This is a genomic window from Pseudomonas sp. HY2-MNA-CIBAN-0224, assembly GCF_040310285.1.
Taxonomy (GTDB): domain Bacteria; phylum Pseudomonadota; class Gammaproteobacteria; order Pseudomonadales; family Pseudomonadaceae; genus Aquipseudomonas; species Aquipseudomonas helleri.
Map to the genome: position 1 here is coordinate 21375 of NZ_JBEOPQ010000041.1, position 20111 is coordinate 41485.

17 protein-coding genes are annotated in these 20111 nt (G+C 59.1%); 4 read left to right on the top strand and 13 right to left on the bottom strand.

Annotated elements, in window-relative coordinates:
• Nucleotides 1–3: 3 nt before the first annotated feature.
• The 6 genes from purU to glyA all read right to left on the bottom strand — a co-directional run bounded on the left by purU (nt 4) and on the right by glyA (nt 7536).
• A complete protein-coding gene (purU, locus tag AAEZ03_RS17645) occupies nt 4–861 on the bottom strand; it encodes a formyltetrahydrofolate deformylase (RefSeq protein ID WP_350580301.1) in 858 nt (285 codons plus the stop codon).
• Nucleotides 862–1003: 142 nt separating this feature from the next.
• Nucleotides 1004–1636: a sarcosine oxidase subunit gamma gene (locus tag AAEZ03_RS17650; RefSeq protein WP_048372325.1), complete on the bottom strand. Its 633-nt coding sequence runs from the start codon at nt 1634–1636 to the stop codon at nt 1004–1006.
• 12 nt (nt 1637–1648) lie between these two features.
• Entirely contained in the window at nt 1649–4666 is a 3018-nt protein-coding gene (locus AAEZ03_RS17655; RefSeq protein ID WP_282364389.1) for a sarcosine oxidase subunit alpha, read from the bottom strand.
• Complete coding sequence (locus AAEZ03_RS17660) at nt 4663–4995, bottom strand: sarcosine oxidase subunit delta (protein ID WP_048372327.1); 333 nt, start codon at nt 4993–4995, stop codon at nt 4663–4665. Before AAEZ03_RS17660 ends, AAEZ03_RS17655 begins: the two co-directional genes overlap by 4 nt.
• Nucleotides 4996–5009: 14 nt before the next feature.
• A complete protein-coding gene (locus AAEZ03_RS17665) occupies nt 5010–6260 on the bottom strand; it encodes a sarcosine oxidase subunit beta family protein (protein ID WP_048372329.1) in 1251 nt (416 codons plus the stop codon).
• Between the two features lie 22 nt (nt 6261–6282).
• Nucleotides 6283–7536 (bottom strand): serine hydroxymethyltransferase, encoded by a 1254-nt coding sequence (gene glyA, locus AAEZ03_RS17670; RefSeq protein ID WP_048372332.1) that lies wholly within the window; start codon nt 7534–7536, stop codon nt 6283–6285.
• A gap of 318 nt (nt 7537–7854) precedes the next feature.
• On the opposite strand from glyA, the gene AAEZ03_RS17675 reads away from it, so the two are divergent.
• The 3 genes from AAEZ03_RS17675 to AAEZ03_RS17685 all read left to right on the top strand — a co-directional run bounded on the left by AAEZ03_RS17675 (nt 7855) and on the right by AAEZ03_RS17685 (nt 11350).
• Nucleotides 7855–8898 (top strand): threonine aldolase family protein, encoded by a 1044-nt coding sequence (locus AAEZ03_RS17675; protein WP_350580305.1) that lies wholly within the window; start codon nt 7855–7857, stop codon nt 8896–8898.
• A 260-nt stretch (nt 8899–9158) separates the two neighbouring features.
• Entirely contained in the window at nt 9159–10346 is a 1188-nt protein-coding gene (locus tag AAEZ03_RS17680) for an alpha-xenorhabdolysin family binary toxin subunit A (protein ID WP_262123559.1), read from the top strand.
• Between the two features lie 77 nt (nt 10347–10423).
• Nucleotides 10424–11350, top strand: coding sequence for an alpha-xenorhabdolysin family binary toxin subunit B (locus tag AAEZ03_RS17685; RefSeq protein WP_350580308.1), 927 nt, complete (start codon nt 10424–10426; stop codon nt 11348–11350).
• A gap of 84 nt (nt 11351–11434) precedes the next feature.
• Here the strand turns inward: AAEZ03_RS17685 and AAEZ03_RS17690 are convergent, their stop codons facing one another.
• The 3 genes from AAEZ03_RS17690 to gbcB form a co-directional block, all read right to left on the bottom strand.
• Entirely contained in the window at nt 11435–11737 is a 303-nt protein-coding gene (locus AAEZ03_RS17690) for a cell division protein ZapA (RefSeq protein WP_153333354.1), read from the bottom strand.
• Entirely contained in the window at nt 11734–11964 is a 231-nt protein-coding gene (locus tag AAEZ03_RS17695) for a hypothetical protein (RefSeq protein ID WP_048384982.1), read from the bottom strand. The genes AAEZ03_RS17690 and AAEZ03_RS17695 overlap by 4 nt, the downstream gene beginning before the upstream one ends.
• A gap of 203 nt (nt 11965–12167) precedes the next feature.
• Entirely contained in the window at nt 12168–13268 is a 1101-nt protein-coding gene (gene gbcB / locus AAEZ03_RS17700; RefSeq protein ID WP_048372343.1) for a glycine betaine monooxygenase reductase subunit, read from the bottom strand.
• Nucleotides 13269–13550: 282 nt separating this feature from the next.
• Between gbcB and gbca the strand changes: the two genes are divergently transcribed.
• Nucleotides 13551–14843, top strand: a complete 1293-nt coding sequence (gene gbca / locus AAEZ03_RS17705; protein WP_350580313.1) for a glycine betaine monooxygenase oxygenase subunit — start codon at nt 13551–13553, stop codon at nt 14841–14843.
• Nucleotides 14844–14916: 73 nt separating this feature from the next.
• Here gbca and AAEZ03_RS17710 read toward each other — a convergent pair whose 3' ends face one another.
• The 4 genes from AAEZ03_RS17710 to dgcB form a co-directional block, all read right to left on the bottom strand.
• Entirely contained in the window at nt 14917–15495 is a 579-nt protein-coding gene (locus AAEZ03_RS17710; RefSeq protein WP_278938557.1) for a GNAT family N-acetyltransferase, read from the bottom strand.
• A 513-nt stretch (nt 15496–16008) separates the two neighbouring features.
• The gene (etfB, locus tag AAEZ03_RS17715) at nt 16009–16779 is read right to left on the bottom strand and encodes an electron transfer flavoprotein subunit beta (RefSeq protein WP_123750858.1); all 771 of its coding nucleotides are present in this window, start codon (nt 16777–16779) and stop codon (nt 16009–16011) included.
• 69 nt (nt 16780–16848) lie between these two features.
• On the bottom strand, nt 16849–18090 hold the full coding sequence (gene etfA, locus AAEZ03_RS17720) for an electron transfer flavoprotein subunit alpha (protein WP_350580317.1): 1242 nt from the start codon (nt 18088–18090) through the stop codon (nt 16849–16851).
• Nucleotides 18087–20030 carry a dimethylglycine demethylation protein DgcB gene (gene dgcB / locus AAEZ03_RS17725; protein ID WP_350580320.1) on the bottom strand — a complete coding sequence of 648 codons (1944 nt, stop codon included), beginning with the start codon at nt 20028–20030 and terminating at the stop codon, nt 18087–18089. Before dgcB ends, etfA begins: the two co-directional genes overlap by 4 nt.
• Between the last annotated feature and the right edge of the window lie 81 nt (nt 20031–20111).

Here is a 20111-nt window from a genome sequence, read left to right on the forward strand (position 1 = left end):
CCGTCATAACACCACCGTACGACCTCCATTTAGGAAAACGCGCCGTTCAATGTGATAACCCACACCCCGCGCCAAGGTCTGGGCTTCGATGTCGCGGCCTTTGGCGATCAGGTCTTCAGGGTAGTGGCTGTGGTCGACCACCTCCACGCCCTGGGCGATGATCGGGCCTTCGTCCAGGTCGTTATTGATGTAGTGCGCGGTGGCGCCCACCAGTTTCACGCCTTTCTCGTAGGCCTGGTGATACGGCTTGGCGCCTTTAAAACCGGGGAGCAAGGAGTGGTGAATGTTGATGGCCTTGCCGTCGAGTTTGCGGCACAGCTCGGGCGACAGCACTTGCATGTAGCGGGCAAGAATCACCAGTTCGGCGCCGGTGTCTTCGATCACTTGCCACACCCGGGCCTCTTGCGCGGGCTTGTTGGCCGGGGCGAGTGCGAAATGGTGATACGGGATGCCATGCCATTGCGCCAGCGGCTCAAGGTCAGGGTGGTTGGACACCACCGCCACCACGTCCATCGACAGTTGGCCGATGCGTTGGCGATACAGCAAGTCGTTGAGGCAGTGATCCGCCTTAGAAACCATGATCAGCACTTTGGGCCGGTAGTGCGGCGGGGTCAGTTCAAAGGTCATGCCGAAGGCTTTGCCCCGTTCAGCCAGCCCTGCGCGAAAGGCGTTCTCGTCAAAACCGTCGGGCTGACGGAATTCAACGCGAATAAAAAACCGCCCCGAACGCTGATCATCAAAGGAATGGTGCTCGGTGACGTAGCAGCGGTGTTCAAACAGATAGCGGGTCACGGCGTCGACCGTGCCCAGCAGGCTGGGGCAATCGGCCGTGAGGATCCAGGTGTCAGGGGCGCGGCTCATGGTGCAATTCCTTGTTATATGAGAGTTAACACCCCCCTGTGGGAGCGGGCTTGCTCGCGATTCAAGCGACGCGGTGTATTTGATTCACCGCGCTGATGCCATCGCGAGCAAGCCCGCTCCCACAGGAGACTTGCAGTGGACATCAGGCCTCAACATTCAGCCCATATTCCGCCGCCGCATCTTGCAGCCACAGCCACCAGTAATCCGAGAAACTGCGGCGGATCAACAGCTCCCAAGTGTCTTCAGCCGTGTGCCGGATCACCAACTGCGATTTGGCAAACACGGTGCCCACCGCCTTGCCCACCGGGAAGTTGTCGGGGTGCACGTCGTAGCTCGTCGACTTCATCAGCACGTTGCGCACGTTCGGCCCGCTCAGCTCCAGCAGTTGCTGCCCGCCACTGACGTTGACCACCGAAATATGCAGCCCCGCCAACGCGGCGCGCAGGGCTTGTTCCACGGCGTATTCCTGACCGCCGGGGACGATGAGCAGCCATTCATCCGGGCCCATCCATTGCAGCGAGCTGTCGCCCTTGGCCACCAGGCTCAAGGCCACCGGCAACTCCAGGCCCAGCGCCTTGTGCACGCCTTCGGCAAAGGCCGGGTCTTTGGCATCGCCGCGCAGGGTCAGGTGGCCCAGCAGTTTTTTCTCGCGCACGGTCACGCCGGGGTTTTTACGGCCCTTGCCGATCAATTTGGCCAAGTGGGCGTGATGCAGCGATGACTCGGCTTTGGCGCCCGAGTCCGGACGTTGTTGGTATACGTTTGCGGTCGTCATGAGATCACCCACTCAAATATTCTGCCGGTCGCCTTTCGGGTCGAAGAACACCGAAGACACAATTTCAGCCTCGATCACGCTGCCATCCGCCTGGGGTGAGAACACCCGCTCGCCGAGGCGCTTAAGGCCACCCTTGACCACGCCCATGGCAAACGAATACCCCAGCGAGTTGTGCGCATAGCTGGAAGTCACATGGCCAACCATGGTCATCGGGATGGTCTGTTTAGGGTCGAACACCAGTTGCGCGCCTTCCGGCAGCCATTTATTCGGATCGACCGGCTTGAGGCCCACCAGTTGTTTGCGCTGGTCACGCACACAGTCTTCGCGATTCATGCCGCGCCAGCCGATCCAGGAGAACGGTTTGGTGCGGCCCACACACCAGCCCATGTTGAGGTCGTCCGGGGTCATGGAGCCGTCGGTGTCCTGGCCGACGATGATGAAACCCTTCTCGGCGCGCAGCACGTGCATGGTCTCGGTGCCGTACGGGGTCAGGTTGTATTGCTTGCCCGCCTCGGCGATTTTTTCCAGCACGCCCATGGCGTAGTCAGCCTGGATGTTGACCTCGTACGACAGTTCGCCGGTAAACGAAATACGGAACACCCGCGCCGGCACGCCCGCCACCAGGCCTTCTTTCCAGGTCATGAACGGGAACGCATCGCGGTCCAGATCAATGTCGGTCACTTCGCTCAGCAGCTTGCGGCTGTTGGGGCCGCTCAAGGTCAGCGTTGCGTAATGGTCGGTGACCGAGGTGAAGTACACCTTGAGTTCCGGCCATTCAGTCTGTTGATAGATTTCCAGCCATTGCAGCACGCGGGCCGCACCGCCGGTGGTGGTGGTCATGACGAAATGGTTATCGGCCAGGCACGCCGTCACACCGTCGTCGAAGACCATGCCGTCTTCTTTGCACATCAGCCCGTAACGCGCCTTGCCCACATCCAGCTTGGTCCAGGCGTTGGTGTAAATGCGGTTTAAAAACTCCCGCGCATCAGGGCCTTGAATGTCGATTTTGCCCAGGGTCGAGGCGTCCAGAATGCCGACGCTGTCACGCACCGCCTGGCACTCGCGTTTAACCGCAGCGTGCAGGTCTTCGCCATGACGTGGGAAGTACCACGGGCGTTTCCACTGGCCGACGTCTTCAAACTCGGCACCCTGTTTCACGTGCCAGGCCTGCAACGCGGTGTAACGCACCGGCTCAAAAATGTGCCCGCAATGGCGACCCGCTACCGCGCCGAACGTCACCGGCGTGTAGTTGGGGCGGAACATGGTGGTGCCCATCTGCGCGATGGTCACGTTCAACGAACGCGCAGCAATCGCCAGACCGTTAACGTTGCCCAGCTTGCCCTGGTCAGTACCAAAGCCCAGCGCGGTGTAGCGTTTGACGTGCTCGACCGACTCAAAGCCTTCGCGGGTGGCCAGCTCAATCGCGGCCGCCGTCACGTCGTTTTGCAGGTCGACAAATTGTTTAGGGGCCCGCGCCGTGGCTTTTTCGTGAGGCACCTGAAACAGCGCCACGGTGGCTTCCTGCACCTGGTTCAAGGCTTTGGGCAACACGCCCTCGACCGCTTTAAACCCGGCTTCACTGGCAGCGCGCACGCCGCCTTCAAAGCCATCGGCCAGGCTGTCACCCAGCCCGTACACGCCATTGATGCCGCCGACGCACACGCGCTTTTGCGGTGCTTCGCCCGGTACAAACCCCAGAATGTCTTCGCGCCAGATCGGCTTGCCGCCCAAGTGCGAGGCCAAGTGCACCACCGGGCTGTAACCGCCCGACGTCGCCACCAGGTCACACACCAGCCATTCGCCGGGGCTGGTGACGCTGTGGGTTTTAAGGTCAATGGCCGCCACACGGGCGCCGGTCACGCGTTTGCTGCCACGGGCTTCGATCACCGCACTGCCGGTCAAGATCCGAATGCCTTTGGCCCGCGCTTCTTCAACCAGCGCGCCCCGCGGATTGCTCCGTGCATCGGCCACCGCGACCACCTGTTGGCCGGCATCGAGCCAGTCCAGCGCGACGCGGTAGGCGTAATCGTTGTTGGTGCTCAGCAGCAATTTTTTACCCGGCGCCACGCCGTAGCGGCGCACGTAGGTCGACACCGCGCCGGCCAGCATGTTGCCCGGCACGTCGTTGTTGCCGTACACCAGCGGGCGTTCGCAGGCGCCCGTGGCCAGCACCACGCGCTTGGCCCGGACCCGGTGCAGACGTTGGCGCACCTGGCCAATCGGCGCACGGTCGCCCAGGTGGTCGGTGAGGCGCTCGTGAATGGTCAAAAAGTTGTGGTCGTGATAACCGTTGACCGTCGCCCGCGGCAGCAACAGCACGTCCGGCAGGCTCTTGAGTTCAGCGATCACCTTCGCCACCCATTCCATGGCCGGTTTGCCGTCCAGGCTTTCGCGGCTGTCCAGCAGGCTGCCGCCAAACTCTTCCTGCTCATCGGCGACAATCACCCGTGCACCGCTGCGTGCAGCCGCCAGGGCAGCCGCCAAACCGGCGGGCCCCGCGCCGACAATCAGCACGTCGCAGTGGTGGTTCAGGTTGTCGTAGGTATCGGGGTCATTCTGCGTAGGCGAACGGCCCAAGCCTGCCGCCTTGCGGATGTACTTCTCGTAGGTCATCCAGAACGACTGCGGGTACATAAAGGTTTTGTAGTAAAAACCCGGCGGCATCAGCTTGCCGCCGACCTTGCCCAAAATGCCCATCATGTCGGTGTTGACGTTGGGCCAGCCGTTGGTGCTGGTGGCCACCAACCCTTGATACAGCGCCTGTTGCGTGGCGCGCACGTTGGGGATTTGCGTGGCTTCGGTGGCGCCGATTTGCAGCACCGCGTTGGGCTCTTCGGCGCCAGCGGCATAAATGCCCCGAGGCCGGGAGTACTTGAAACTGCGACCGATGATGTCGACACCATTGGCCAGCAATGCGGCCGCCAGGCTGTCGCCTTCATAGCCTTTGTACTGTTGGCCGTTGAAGGTAAAGGTCAGCACTTTGCTGCGATCAACACGGCCGCCGTTAGGCAAGCGATGGGTCTGGCTCATACCTTTTCTCCCAGCTCGCGGGTGGCTGCAGGCGCAACCGGCGCGGCCTGTTCGGTGAACTGCGGTTTGCTACCAATCAGGTAGGTTTCCAGAATTTCGTAGGTCACGGTGTTGCGCGTGGCGTTGAAGAACTGGCGGCAACCGGCGACGTGGTTCCACAGTTCGTGGTGCAGGCCGCGCGGGTTATCGCGAAAGAACATATAGTCGCCCCACTCCTTGTCGGTGCAGGCGTTGGGGTCGAGCGGGCGCGGAATGTGCGCCTGGCCGCTGGCGTGAAATTCTTCTTCGGAGCGCAACTCGCCGCAATGAGGACAGAAGATATGCAACATGGGTGTTTCTCCTGTTAGTGGGCGACAGCGGCAGCGCCGTGTTCGTCGATCAGGGCGCCGTTATAGAAACGGTCAATGGAAAACGGCGCCGCCAGCGGGTGCATTTCGCCTTTGGCCAAACTGGCGGCAAACACGTTACCCGAGCCCGGCGTGGCTTTGAAACCACCCGTGCCCCAGCCGCAGTTGAAGAACAGATTCGGGACCGGGGTTTTCGAAATGATCGGGCAGGCGTCCGGCGTGGTGTCGACGATGCCGCCCCATTGGCGGTTCATGCGCACGCGGGACAGCACCGGGAACATCTCCACAATCGCTTGAATGGTGTGCTCGATCACCGGGTACGAGCCGCGCTGGCCGTAGCCGACCCAGCCGTCGATACCGGCGCCGATCACCAGGTCGCCCTTGTCGGACTGGCTGATGTAGCCGTGTACGGCGTTGGACATGATCACGCTGTCGATAATCGGCTTGATCGGCTCCGACACCAGCGCTTGCAGCGGGTGCGATTCGATCGGCAAACGGAACCCGGCCTGGCGCGCCATGTGCCCGGAGTTACCGGCCGTGACCACGCCCACGCGCTTGGCGCCGATAAAACCCTTGCTGGTTTCAACACCGATGCACACGCCGTTCTCTTTGCGAAAGCCGAGCACTTCGGTCTGCTGGATCAAGTCCACGCCCAGGGCGTCGGCGGCCCGGGCAAAGCCCCAGGCCACGGCGTCATGCCGGGCCACGCCGCCGCGCCGTTGCACGGTGGCGCCGATGATCGGGTAGCGGGTGTTTTTTGAGCAATCGAGGTACGGAATCTCGTCCGCCACTTGCTTGCCGTTAAGCAGTTCGCCGTCCACGCCATTGAGGCGGTTGGCGCTGACCCGGCGTTCCGAGTCGCGCATGTCTTGCAGGGTGTGGCACAGGTTGTAAACGCCGCGCTGCGAGAACATGACGTTGTAGTTGAGGTCCTGGGACAAGCCTTCCCACAACTTCATGGCGTGTTCGTACAGGTGCGCCGACTCGTCCCACAAATAGTTGGAACGCACGATGGTGGTGTTGCGCGCCGTGTTGCCGCCGCCCAACCAGCCTTTTTCGACCACGGCCACGTTGGTGATGCCATGTTCTTTGGCCAGGTAATACGCGGTGGCCAGACCATGCCCGCCGCCGCCGACGATGACCACGTCATAGACCTTTTTGGGGGTCGGCGTGCGCCACATTTTTTGCCAGTTTTCGTGGTGGCTGAACGAGTGCTTAAGAAGGCCGAAACCTGAGTACCGTTGCATAGGGCTTACTCCAAAAACGCGCTCAGCGATAAACCGGGAAGTCTTTGCACAGCGATGTCACCTGACGCGCCACATCGGCCTCGATATCGGGGTCACCGAGGTGATCGAGGATGTCGCAAATCCAGCCCGCCAACTCCGTGCACTGCGCCACCTTGAAACCACGGGATGTCACCGCCGGGGTGCCGATGCGCAGGCCCGAGGTCACGAACGGCGATTGCGGATCGTTCGGCACGGCGTTTTTATTGACGGTGATGTGCGCTCGGCCCAAGGCGGCATCGGCGTCTTTGCCGGTCAGGCCCTGACGGATCAGGCTGACCAAAAACAGGTGGTTGTCGGTGCCGCCCGAGACCACGTCGTAGCCGCGTTTGATAAACACCTCGGCCATGGCCTGGGCGTTGTCGATCACCTGTTGCTGATAGGTTTTGAAGCCCGGCTCCAGTGCTTCTTTAAAGCACACAGCCTTGGCGGCAATCACATGCATCAACGGGCCGCCCTGACCGCCAGGGAACACCGCCGAGTTGAATTTCTTTTCCAGCGCTTCGTTGCTCTTGGCCAAAATCAGCCCGCCACGTGGCCCGCGCAGGGTTTTGTGGGTGGTGGTGGTCACCACGTCGGCGTACGGCAGCGGGTTCGGGTACAGGCCCGCTGCAACCAGCCCGGCCACGTGGGCCATGTCGACAAAAAAATACGCGCCGACTTTGTCAGCGATCTCACGAAAGCGTGCGAAATCTAGCGTTTTGGAGTAGGCCGAGAACCCTGCAATGATCATCTTTGGCTGATGTTCGACCGCTAAACGTTCCACTTCGTCGTAGTCAATCAGCCCGGTGGCCGTGTCGATGCCGTACTGCACGGCGTTGTACAACTTGCCCGAAAAGCTCACGCTGGCGCCGTGGGTCAAATGGCCGCCATGGGCCAGGCTCATGCCCAGCACGGTGTCACCGGCATTGAGCAACGCCAGGTACACCGCAGCGTTGGCCTGGCTGCCCGAGTGCGGCTGCACGTTGGCGTAATCGGCGCCGAACAGTTGCTTGGCGCGGTCGATGGCCAGTTGCTCGACTTTATCCACATGTTCGCAACCGCCGTAATAGCGCTTGCCGGGGTAGCCTTCGGCGTACTTGTTGGTCAGGCCGCTGCCCTGCGCTTGCATGACCCGCTGGCTGGTGTAGTTCTCGGAGGCAATCAGCTCGATGTGATCTTCCTGACGCTGCTCCTCAGCGTTGATCGCCGCCATCAAGGCATCGTCGTAACCCTGAATCTGATCCTGTTTGCTGAACATTGCGTTCTCCCAGCGCCAGCGCGCCATTCGTCTCGGTGAGGCTTATGCCCTTTGAGCCAGATGGTAGAGCCGGTACAGGCCGATCAAATGCCTGCGCGCGCCACGCAATGGCGCGTTTACGACATCACGCAAAACCAAATCCCTATAGCCGCTGCCGCAGGCTGCGATGGGCAGCGCAGCGGCCCCGGTTTTAAAGGCGAAGCCCCTTCGGGCCTTATCGCAGCCTGCGGCAGCGGCTACAGGTAGATAGGTCGTGTCTGTGCACCTGCCGCGTTCTTGGATAAAGTGCAGCACACCCTTCGACCACGGAACCGGGAAATGACTGATAAGAGCCAACAATTCGCCAGCGACAACTACTCCGGTATCTGCCCCGAAGTCTGGTCTGCCATGGAAAAAGCCAACCACGGCCATCAACGCTCTTACGGCGATGACGAGTGGACCCTGCGTGCGGCCAACGACTTCCGTACCTTGTTTGAAACCGACTGCGAAGTGTTCTTTGCCTTCAACGGCACGGCGGCCAACTCGCTGGCGTTGTCGTCGTTGTGCCAGAGCTTTCACAGCGTGATTTGCTCCGAAACCGCCCACGTCGAAACCGACGAATGCGGCGCCCCGGAGTTCTTTTCCAACGGCTCCAAGCTGCTGCTGGCCCGCACGGAAAACGGCAAGATCACCCCCGAGTCGATCCGCGAGATCGCCCTCAAGCGTAAAGATATTCACTACCCCAAACCCCGCGTGGTGACCATCACCCAGGCCACTGAAGTGGGCACGGTGTACACCCCTGAAGAAGTCCGCGCCATCAGCGCCACCTGCAAAGAGCTGGGCCTGCTGCTGCACATGGACGGCGCGCGTTTCTCCAACGCCTGTGCGTTTTTGGGCTGCTCGCCGGCCGACCTGAGCTGGAAAGCCGGGGTAGACGTGCTGTGCTTTGGCGGGACGAAAAACGGCATGGCGGTGGGCGAAGCGATTTTGTTCTTCAACCACGACCTGGCGGTGGACTTTGACTACCGCTGCAAACAGGCCGGGCAACTGGCCTCGAAAATGCGCTTTTTGTCAGCGCCGTGGGTGGGCTTGCTGGAAAACCAGGCCTGGCTCAAACACTCATGCCACGCCAACCATTGCGCGCAACTGCTCAGCCAACTGGTCAGCGACATTCCAGGCGTGGAACTGATGTTCCCGGTACAGGCCAACGGCGTGTTCTTGCAACTGTCGGAGCCCGCGGTGGCCGCCTTGACCGCCAAGGGCTGGCGCTTCTACACCTTCATTGGCAAAGGCGGCGCTCGCTTCATGTGCTCGTGGGACACCGAGGAAGCACGGGTACGGGAATTGGCAGCGGATATTCGAGAAGTGATGATGGCTCACTAAACATCACGCGACGTCCAGTTTTAAACCACTAAGGGAGCTACTTATGCTCCCTTTTTTTTCTGTCAATTATTTCAATTAATCTAACTTGCACCCACAAAACCTACATCTTCAACGCCTGAACAATAGTAAAACAAGTCAGTATTCTTACCTCTACAAACGACTTCCACTTATGGCTAATACACTCAAATAGCGTTTGACTAAGGCCATGCACCCCCCTGCTTGAGGGTCACCACATAACTGACTGATAAAAGGTTAACACCATGAAACAAATGACACCCGGCATTGAATTTATAAACCGCGAGCGTATTAATAAAACCGCCATTAATGAACCCCCACCCTTCTTCGAAGCACTCAACAGTCCGGAGGCGCGATTATTCTTAACAGCCGAAGACATGAAGCTCATTAAAGAGTATGTTCGCACCGCTAAAAAACTGCCTAAAACCCTGCCAGACATACATGAACAACTTGGCAAACTTGAAACAGCCGAATTTAGCACTCTTGAGCTGTTAACCATTCATGAGAGCATTCACCGTCACGCGCTGCTCTGGCCCGATATAGAGACAGGGCTGTTTACCTCGGGTGAGCGCCTGAAAGTGTTCTCACATAACCTGACCACCTTCATGACCCGCCTGTCTGACACCATTTCCCAAATGCCTATTGTTGAAAAGATTGAAAAGTTTGAGAGCACCTCAATCGAACATTTGCCGCCCATTACCTTTGACCCCGTAGACGAAAAAATCCATAAGACACTCGGCAGTACATTTGACGACCTTAAAACAAGCATCGCAAAGGCATCCAGCGAGACCGACAATCTGCACAAAGAGATCACCTCTTTTAATAATAAACTTGAGCAACACTTGATTCCTCTTGTCGCACGCAGCATCAATACATTGAGTAAAGTGTCCCACGCCGAACACGTCGATCGGTTAATGTTGCGTTTGAACGACGCACGGGAAACACACAAACAAAAAAATAACGAAAAGACCAAACTCTTGGTGTTCGACATTAGCAAAATCGGACTGTCCGCTGCCAACCCAATTAGCCTCTTCATAAACTTTTTTAATGGCCCTGCTTCGTTAAGCCCTGAGCTGATAGACGTCATACACCACGTGGGGAAACTGAACCGGGAGATCACCCAACTCGAAAGCGAGATCCTCGCCACCGAAGGTATTCCAAAGCTGGTTAGGGACCACAGCCATTCTCTACGTACGTTGCAGACCGTCATGGGTGGCGCGGCAGAAGCCACCGAAAAGCTAAAAACAGTATGGGCAACCATCATTGCCCATATCGAAACCTCAGCGACTGACTTCAAGCTGATTAAAACCGGTCAGGCATTAATTTCTTTTCAGGCCAATATCGATCGCACCATCGCGCCCTGGACAGAAGTCAACCTGACCGTTAAAGCATTGCTGGATGTTTTATACACCGCCAATCAATCAACCCCTTAAGCAAGGATGTTTACTGTGACTGACTTCCCCTTAATCAATATTGCGCTTATCAAGAACAATAAAAAAACATCAATGCCTTGGCAGGCCGTCTGGAACTTTCATTTAACAGCGCCCTGTACTCAAAGGTCCAGCGCCTGGATAAAGCAATTAATGCAGCCCACGAGACACTGCTCACTCACACAGTAAAAATAGCCGTACGGTTAACCGACAAAAATTACATCCGCTTACGGCCAATGATCCTGGAGATAGAAAACAGCCCGTCATTGGGCGACGAACAAAAAAAACAATCGATCGCAGCACTGGAATACGATTACCTGACCAGCCAAAAAGAATCGCACCGTGTCATCGCCCAATTGCTCCTGGCCATGGAGACCACACAAAATGACCTCGATGATATCAAATTGTCTGAGCTGGACTTGCGCGTACCGCACTCGATGACCGAGGACATTAACACCGAGCTTGAAAATAACAAGGTACGCCAACAACAGCTGACCGTTGACTTGCAAACCCTGAGCACTGCCATTCATTTAATTGACGATAAAAATATTGCCGATTACCTGATGGACTGGATCCCCAGCGAAGAAACCATTAACGCTGTCAGTTTTTCAGCGTCAAAAGTCGAAATCCTCAAACAAGCACTCCTTCTGCTGAAAAAGTACGTGAGCTATATTTCCGAGCATTTGAACTATCTAAAAATGATCGAAGCCCGAAACGTATTAAGGCTTGAGATCCAGAAATGCCGAGACCGTGAATCCGTACTGGTCGGGTTACAAAAAAATCACACCGCCGTCACCGAGGCGCTGAATGAGGCCGAATCCTTAAACGCTTTAAAAAACGATTACCACACGCAAGCGACAAACGTTACCCGTCGGATCGAGCACTATATGGGCAAGGTTAACTTTGACGGCCCGTTATCCTCCGACAACGTCGACGCTATTAAAGATGAAATGCAGCAACTCGAAGCGTTCTTGAAACCGCTCACGTCGATCAGGCTACCCAAATAAGCAAGGCCTGCGTCAGGTTAATAGCGGACAAGGCAGCGTGTGCTGGTGCTACTTGCCTTGCCCGCCTCTGTGATGCGCGCCGACTCAGCTTTGCCCGAGGGTTCGCTCAATCACATCGACCGTGGCGCTGACTTGCTCTTGATAACGGTCGAGTTCCTGTTTGTGGCTCAGTTGCAATTCAATCTGTTGTGAGCACAGATTCAACGCGGCCAACACCAGCAATTTGTCCCCGATCAAGCTCGGGTACTTTCTTTTCGTTTCGGCCAGGGCAGCTTTCAACATGACCGTGGCGGCCAGCAGCGTTTGTTTCTCGCCTTCCGGTGCCTTGATCGTGTAGTCGTTCCCCAAAATCGAGACGACATTTACACCGTCTCTGTCCGCGCTCATGCGTTGACAGGGCTCACGCTCGCGCGCTCAACCAGGGCTTGAATGCGTGCAGCGGTAGCGCCTTGCTTCTCTTCAGCTTCCATCAGCGACAGTTGCAGGCTTTCGTTTTCATCTTTGGCCTGGGCCAGTTCAGTGTTCAGCTGAGTGTTGGCGTCCAGCAGTTCTTGCTTTTGCTGAACCAGGTCACTGACCAGTTGTTCCAGTTTGCTAAGGGATGACTCAATCATGGTGGTGTTCTCAAGCAGTTTTCAGAGGGCGCGTACGATAAAGAAAAGTCAGCCGCTAAGCTAGCGAAGACCTGCCTTTACGCGCCCTAAAGACTGCGGTTTGCAACCTTTGTTCCCGCAACCCTGCTAAACCTGTAGGAGCGAGCTTGCTCGCGAGCTTTTAAAAGATCAAAAGATCGCGAGCAAGCTCGCTCCTACAGGGTTCAGAATTCGATGCGCACATCGCCCTTGGGCACGCTGCAGCACGACAAGATGTAGCCTTCTGCCACGTCATCGTCGGTGATGCCGCCGTTGTGTTCCATCTCGACTTCGCCGCCCAATTTGAGCACTTTGCAGGTGCCGCAAATGCCCATGCCGCAGGCTTTGGGGATCATCAGGCCAAGCTTGGCTGCCGCTGCGTGCACGGTTTCGGCCGGGCCCACGCGGATGCTCTTGCCCGACGCGGTGAATTCCACCTGGTTGAGGTCAGCCACGTCCAGCTCCGGCGCATCGGCCGCTTGCTCGGCTTGTTCGATGGCGTCTGCCCGCACTTCGGGTGGCGTCGCACCAAACGACTCTTCGTGGTAACGGCTCATGTCAAAACCGTTGCTTTCCAGCAGGCGTTTCACCGCATTCATATACGGCGTAGGCCCGCAGCAAAACACTTCGCGCTCCATAAAGTCGGGCGCCATCAGGTCGAGCATTTTGTGGTTCAAGTAACCGCGATACCCCGCCCACGGTTCACCCAAACCATGTTTCTCGCAGATCAGGTGCAGGCTGAAGTTGTCGATGCGCGAGGCCATGTGTTCCAGCTCGCGGTGGTAAATGATGTCTTTGGGCGAACGGGCGCTGTGGATAAACACCATGTCGACATTGGCGTTGGTGTCGTAAAACCAGCGCGCCATCGACATCACCGGGGTGATGCCCACGCCGCCGCTCAGGTACAGGACCTTCGGGCTGGGCGCGTCGATGGCGTTAAACAGCCCGACCGGGCCATGCACCGCCAGCTCCTGGCCTTCTTGCAGGGTGTCGTGCAGCCAGTTGGACACACGCCCGCCCGGCACGCGCTTGATCGTCACCGAAAAACTGTACGGCACCGACGGTGAGCTAGAGATGGTGTACGAGCGCATCACCGGATCGCCATCGATCTCCAGTTCCAGGGTCACGAACTGCCCCGGCTTGAAAAAGAACAAAATCGGCTGATCCGCCATAAAGCAGAACGTGCGCACATCCCAGGTTTCCTGAATCACTTTGACGCAGCGCACGATATGCCGGCCATTGGCCCAGGTTTGAGTGGTAACCGGATTCAGAAAGCTGTTGGACATACGCTTCTCCACGGCCGACTGTCGGCCTCTTGCTGGCGATTTTGCGCATGCCCTTGGGCGGCCATTTACCTATTCGCGACATTCACATACTTATCGCGACCAGCCGCTGAAAACAGCCCTTGCAGCGTCGGGAACAGATTGGGCCATGTCGCCCGCAGATATGGCGATCAGGCACTTCGAACGCACACTCAGCGCCACTGACAACAGTTATTGCTTTGCCTTGTGTCGCACCCCTGATCAGCCACTTTTAGGCCACGTCGAATGGCCATGAGGACTACAACGATGGACGTCACCGCAACCCTGAGCCTGGGCGATCCACTAGAACCTGCACGCAAGGCCACCGCCGAGATGTTGCAAAATCGCGAGCGGACGTTTTCGCTGCCGCAGCCGTTTTATAACGACGAGCGCCTGTTCGAAATCGACATGCAAGAGATCTTTCAAAAGGAATGGCTGATTGCGGGCATGACCTGCGAGATCCCGGCCAAGGGCAACTTCTTGACCCTGCAAGTGGGCAAGAACCCGATCATCGTGATTCGTGGCGCTGAAGGCCAGGTACATGCCTTCCATAACGTGTGTCGCCACCGCGGCTCGCGGCTGTGTACCAGCGAGAAAGGCAAAGTCGCCAAGCTGGTGTGCCACTACCACCAATGGACCTACGAGCTGGACGGGCGCCTGCTGTTTGCCGGCACCGAGATGGGCGCCGATTTCGACATGAAGCAGTACGGCCTCAAGCCGGTCAACGTGAAAACCGCAGGCGGCTACATCTTTATCAGCATGGCCGAGAACCCACCGGCGATTGACGAGTTCCTGGCCACGCTGAACCACTACATGGAACCCTACGACATGGAAAACACCAAGGTGGCGATCCAGACCACCCTGGTCGAAAAAGCCAACTGGAAGCTGGTGATTGAAAACAACCGCGAGTGCTACCACTGCGGCGGCTCGCACCCGGAGCTGTTGAAAACCCTGCTGGAATGGGACGACGTGACCGACCCACGCGCCGACCAGGCCTTCAAGGACCACGTGGCCGCCTCCGCCGCTGCCTGGGACGCCGAAAAAATCCCCTATGCCCACGCCAGCTTCGGCTTGCGTAACCGCATCGTGCGCATGCCGCTGCTCAAAGGCACCGTGTCGATGACCCTGGACGGCAAACAAGGCTGTGCAAAACTCATGGGCCGGATCAAAAACCCGGACCTGGGCTCGATGCGCATCCTGCACCTGCCGCACTCCTGGAACCACTGCATGAGCGACCACATTCTGGTGTTCACCGTGTGGCCGATCGGTCCGCAAGAAACCGTCGTCACCACCAAATGGCTGGTGCACAAAGATGCGGTAGAAGGCGTGGACTACGACGTCGAGCGCATGCGCAAAGTCTGGGACGAAACCAACAATCAGGACCGTCGCCTGGCCGAAGAAAACCAGCGTGGCATCAACTCCACGGCGTACCAGCCGGGGCCGTACTCCAAGACCTACGAGTTTGGTGTGGTCAACTTTATCGACTGGTACAGCGACCGCCTGCTGAACAACCTGGGCGCAGCGCCAGCGGCGTACCTCAAAGGCGTCGTCACCCAGTAATCACACAAAACGTTGTAGGAGCGAGCTTGCTCGCGATCTTTTGATTTTTAAAAGCTCGCGAGCAAGCTCGCTCCTACAGGGGCTTACGCTCCAAAAACATCAAATACGCCTCGCCCGTCACCCCGATCATCGGGTGCGGGACGACGGTGCAGGTTTTAACAATCGTGAATCCATGGCGCTCATAAAACCGGCGGGCGCCGGTGTTGGCGGCGTAGTCGATCAGGCTCAAGCCCTTGAGCCCCAACTCATCACAACGCTGGTGCGCGTACTTAAGAAACTCTTGGCCCAGGCCCAGGCCGCGCCACCCTTCATGCAACGCCAGGCTGGAGATATACAGCGTGTCCGGGACCTCCATGTCGGCATACGGCGCCAGCACCGGGTCGGTCACAGGCTCAGGGTTCGGGTCTTCGCGCATCACATAACTGTGCATCATGCCAATCACGCGGCCTTCGGCCTCGGCAATCAGGCAGTTCTCATACGAGAAATTTACCCCCTCGCGGGCATAGCGACGCTCGCCCACGTCCAGCAGCGCCTCGCCCGGTTGTGCGATGAGGCTCCAGATGTAATCAGCGCCCCCCTCCGATGAAATTTGAAACAGGCGCGCGATATCGCGGGCATCCGTTTGCAACGCTGGACGAAACATAATTGGCATAGGCGTCACTCCACAGGCTTGAGGCGCTCTTTTTAACGCAGCCCACGGCGCGTGCGCCGGGGGGTTTTATGACCAGTTGTTACTGTGCACAGCTCATTTTTTGATCAACACGCCCCAGACCACGCTTTCAGAGGCATGCAGCCCTTCACCAACATCTTATCCACAGCCACACCCACAGCAATTGTGGGGAAGTGGGGAAGTTATCCTTAAAAAGGCGATTGGCTATTTTTTGATCAAAACTGTGTAAGCCACGTTTTATATGGGCTGTAGCTAACCGCGAACACGTTATCCACATAACCGCCAACAGAGAATGTGCGCAACTTATGCACCGCCCTGCCCGACTGTGGAAAACCCCTTAAAGGCGCCATTGTTCAAGGGTTTAACGGCTGCGCGGTGGATAACAACGCTTATTGGTTGTTTTTTGATCAGATGTTTGAAAGCCTTGATCTGTATGGCGCTTAGCCGATAGCAAACAACTTATCCACATAAGCGCTAACAGACTTTGTGGGCAACTCAGCGCACCACGCCTTCTTCGATGAGTAACTTCAAAATCGCCTGCGCGCCCTCTTCGGCACTCACGCCTTTGAGCACTTGCCCCGAACCTCCGGCCGCCTTGGCTGTGGCGGCTTTCATGCGGTCAGCGCCGCTTTTGGCCTTGATCACCTTCAAACGCTTGGGGCGCGGCTTGGCGGTCTGGAAAAGCCCGCGTGTGGATAACTCATCCTCCACCACCTCGACCTCCTGGGCGCCGATTTGCCCCCGTGTGGCCGGGCCATAGGCGCTCTGCCGGGCTTTAGGCGCGGCGTTATCCACAGTGGCCATAAACGGCAGGCGCACCTTGAGCCGACGTCGCTGGCCACGGGGCAGCGCTTGCAGCACCGTCGCCACACCGTTGTGGATAGATTCGATCTGCGCCACGCCCACCAGCAGCGGCCAGCCCAGTTGTTCGGCCAGCAGGTACGGGAGCATCCCCGAGCCTTCGCCTGTTTCGGCCTGGCTGCCGGTCAGCACCAACTGAACCCCGGACTCACGCAAGTAATCGCGCAGCACCGGCACCGCGTCGGCATGCTCGGGTTGTTCTAGAACATGCAGTTCGTCCAGGCCCATGCCCAGATAAGCGCGCAGCGCAGGCTCGTGGGGGTTACCGGCGTGCAGCACATGCAGGTTATCCCCAGCCAGTTGCAGGCCCAGCTCAACAGCGCGGGCATCGTGCTCGGCACGCCGGGCCCGCCCGGAAGCGGGGTGAGCGCCGATTGAAACCAGTGCGACAGTGTCGATGCTCATACACAACTCTCCAATCTGAACTCAATCCTGTGGGAGCGGGCTTGCTCGCGATGAATATGCAACGGTTGGTCAGGCAGACCGTGGCGCCTGAATCGCGAGCAAGCCCGCTCCCACAGAAGCAGTACCACGCCACTGTTCAACCGCCGCGATCAGCGCTTGCAGCACCGCCGTGCCGTCGCCGATCACCGACAAGTCAGCGCGCTTGATCATGTCGCAGCCGGGGTCGAGGTTGATCGCCACCACTTTGTCGCACGCGCCAATACCTTGCAGGTGCTGGATCGCGCCGCTGATGCCGACCGCCACATACACCCGCGCCGTGACCCACGTACCGCTGGCGCCCACTTGGCGCTCGCGGCCCATAAAGCCGTCGTCTACAGCCACCCGCGATGCGCCTTCGGTGGCGCCCAGGGCCGAAGCCGTGTTGTGGAAAAGTGTCCAGTCCTTCACGCCGTTGCCACCACTGAGGATAAATTCCGCCTCGGCCATGGGAATCGCCGCCGGGTCCACCTCCACCGCGCCCACATCTTCGATACGAGGCAAGCACGGCACCACCGCTGTGGATAACTCCACCGCGAGGGCCTCATGGCGGGTTTCACTCACCGGCTCAGCGCATTCGGCGGCCGCGAGGATCAGGCGCGGCACGGCTTGCGCCACGTCTTCAAGCCCGGCCCCGGCGCGGCCTACGCATTGGCCGTCCTTGATTTGCCACACGCGGGTCGCCGGGCGTTCGCCCAGGCTGGCCGCCAAACGCCGCCCCAGCTCACCGCCCCCCGAGCGGCTGTCGGGCAGCAACCAATGCTTGGGCGTGAATTGGTTATCCACAGCCCGCAAGCTCAATACTTGTTGCTCCGGTGCATAACCCTGGCTGTCGAGTTGTAGCAAGCGGTCGACACCGGCCGTGGCAAACGCGGTTTCCTTGGACTCGCCGAACACCACTGCCAGCACCGCGCCGTCGGCACCCGCCAGTTGATGGGCAAGCCCGAGCAAGTCGCGGTCATGGCTGCTCAAGCGGCCACCGACCATGTCCGGCACCACGGCGATGTAAAACGCCGGGGCGGGTACTTGGTGCAACGGCAATTGCACCTCAACCCGGGCCGTGCGCTTGCTCGCGCCGCCCTGCTGCACGCCGCTGCGGTCGATGCGCTTGATGCCGTTGGGGCCGATAAAACCCACCCCGTGGACGTTTTTGCGCAGGACGCCGTTAGGCCCCATCCAGCTTTGCTGCGTCGGCTGCAGGGCTGCGTGCAACGGGTGCAAGCGGTTACGGGCGATCCACTCGGCACGCGGGTCGCGGCGAATAATGTCACTCATGCGATCACCTCTTCGGGGGCACGCTGGGTGGTTTTGGCCGGCGCTGCGGGTTCAACCAGCGCATCGGCCACCAGTTCAGCAATGTCTTTGATCAACGGCCGTGGCTCAACCACGCCTTCAAGCATGGCGGTGCACTGCGGGCAGCCCACAGCCACGCGCTCGGCGCCGGTTTCGCGAATGTCGTCCATGCGCATGTCGGGGATACGCTGCTTGCCGGGGATGTCGGTAATCGGCGCGCCGCCGCCACCGCCGCAGCACCGTGAGCGAAAGCCCGAGCGCTGCATCTCTTTGACCTCAATGCCCAGCGCCCGCAGCACCGCACGCGGCGCCTCGTATTCACCGTTGTAGCGGCCCAAATAGCACGGGTCGTGATACGTCACGCTGCCGCCGGTATCGGCGCTCACGTTCAATTGCCCGGCGGCCAGTAGCTCGGCCATGTAAGTGCTGTGATGCTGCACAAGGTACTCGCCACCAAAGGCTGGGTATTCGTTTTTCAGCACATGAAAACTGTGCGGATCGCAGGTGACGATGCGCTTGAAGCGGTACTGGGCCAGGGTCTGGATGTTGCGTTTGGCCAGCGCCTGGAACGTCGCTTCATCGCCCAAACGCCGGGCCACGTCGCCGCTGTCGCGCTCCTCCAGACCGAGCACGGCAAAGCTGACCTTGGCCGCTTTCAGCACTTTGACGAAGGCACGCAAGGTACGCTGGTTGCGCATGTCGAACGCGCCGTCACCGACCCAAAACAACACGTCGACCGAAGGCGTGTCGCGCATCACGTTGAGGTTCAAATCAGCGGCCCAGTTCATCCGCCCACCGGGTGCAAAACCGCCGGGGTTGTCGGTGGCGATCAGGTTATCGAGCACCTGCGCGCCGTTGTTCGGGGTCGCGCCTTTTTCCAGGGTGAGGAAGCGGCGCATGTCGACGATGGCGTCTACGTGCTCGATCATCATCGGGCACTCTTCCACGCAGGCGCGGCAGGTAGTGCACGACCACAGGGTTTCAGCGTCGACCAAACCATTGACGATCGGCTGATGCGGGTTGCCGCCGTGCTCGCCAATCGGCTTGCCGGGGTACGGGCTGCCAGCAAAGTGCGCATCGGTGCCACCGGCCAGGCCCACGACCATGTCTTGAATAAGTTTTTTCGGGTTCAGCGGTTGCCCTGCGGCAAAAGCCGGGCATGCCGCTTCGCATTTGCCGCACTGCACGCAGGCGTCGAAACCGAGCAGTTGGTTCCAGGTGAAATCCTTGGGTTTTTCTACGCCCAACGGCGCGCTGCGATCCGTCAGGTCGAGGGCTTTGAGCCCGGTCGAACGGCCGCCCCCAAAGCGCTCGGCGCGGCGGTGCCAGGCCAGGTGCAGCGCCCCGGCGAAGGCGTGCTTCATGGGCCCGCCCCAGGTCATGCCCAAAAACAATTCACACACGCCCCACGCCACGCCCACCGCCAGCAATGCCGCGAGGAACCAACCGCCAAAGCCTTCGGGCAGCACCCCGGCGACCGGCAAGGTGAGGATAAAAAAGCTCGCTGAAAACGCCAGCAGGCTTTTCGGCAGGCGCATCCACGGGCCCTTGGACAAACGGCTCGGCGGGTTGAGGCGGCGTTTAAACACAAACAGCGCGCCGATAAACATCAGCGCCGTGGCGAACAGCAAGGCGTAGCCGAGGATCTGGTTATGCACGCCAAAGCCGTGCACCACAATCGCCAGCACCGCCGCCAGAACAAACCCGCCCGCGGTGGCAACGTGGGTGTTGGCCATGTATTTATCGCGTGCCACCACGTGGTGCAGATCGACCATGTAGCGACGCGGCATGGCCAGCAGGCCGCCGAGCAAATCGACCTTCGACGCACGGCCACGACGCCACATAGCCATGCGCCGCACCGCGCCTAGAATGGCGAGCGCGAGGGCGGCGAATAACAAAACAGGGAGAACAATAGTGAGCATGGTGAAGCTCCCAAAACAAAGGCACACAACCTGTAGCCGCTGCCGCAGGCTGCGATAAGGGCCGAAGGACCTTCGCCTTTA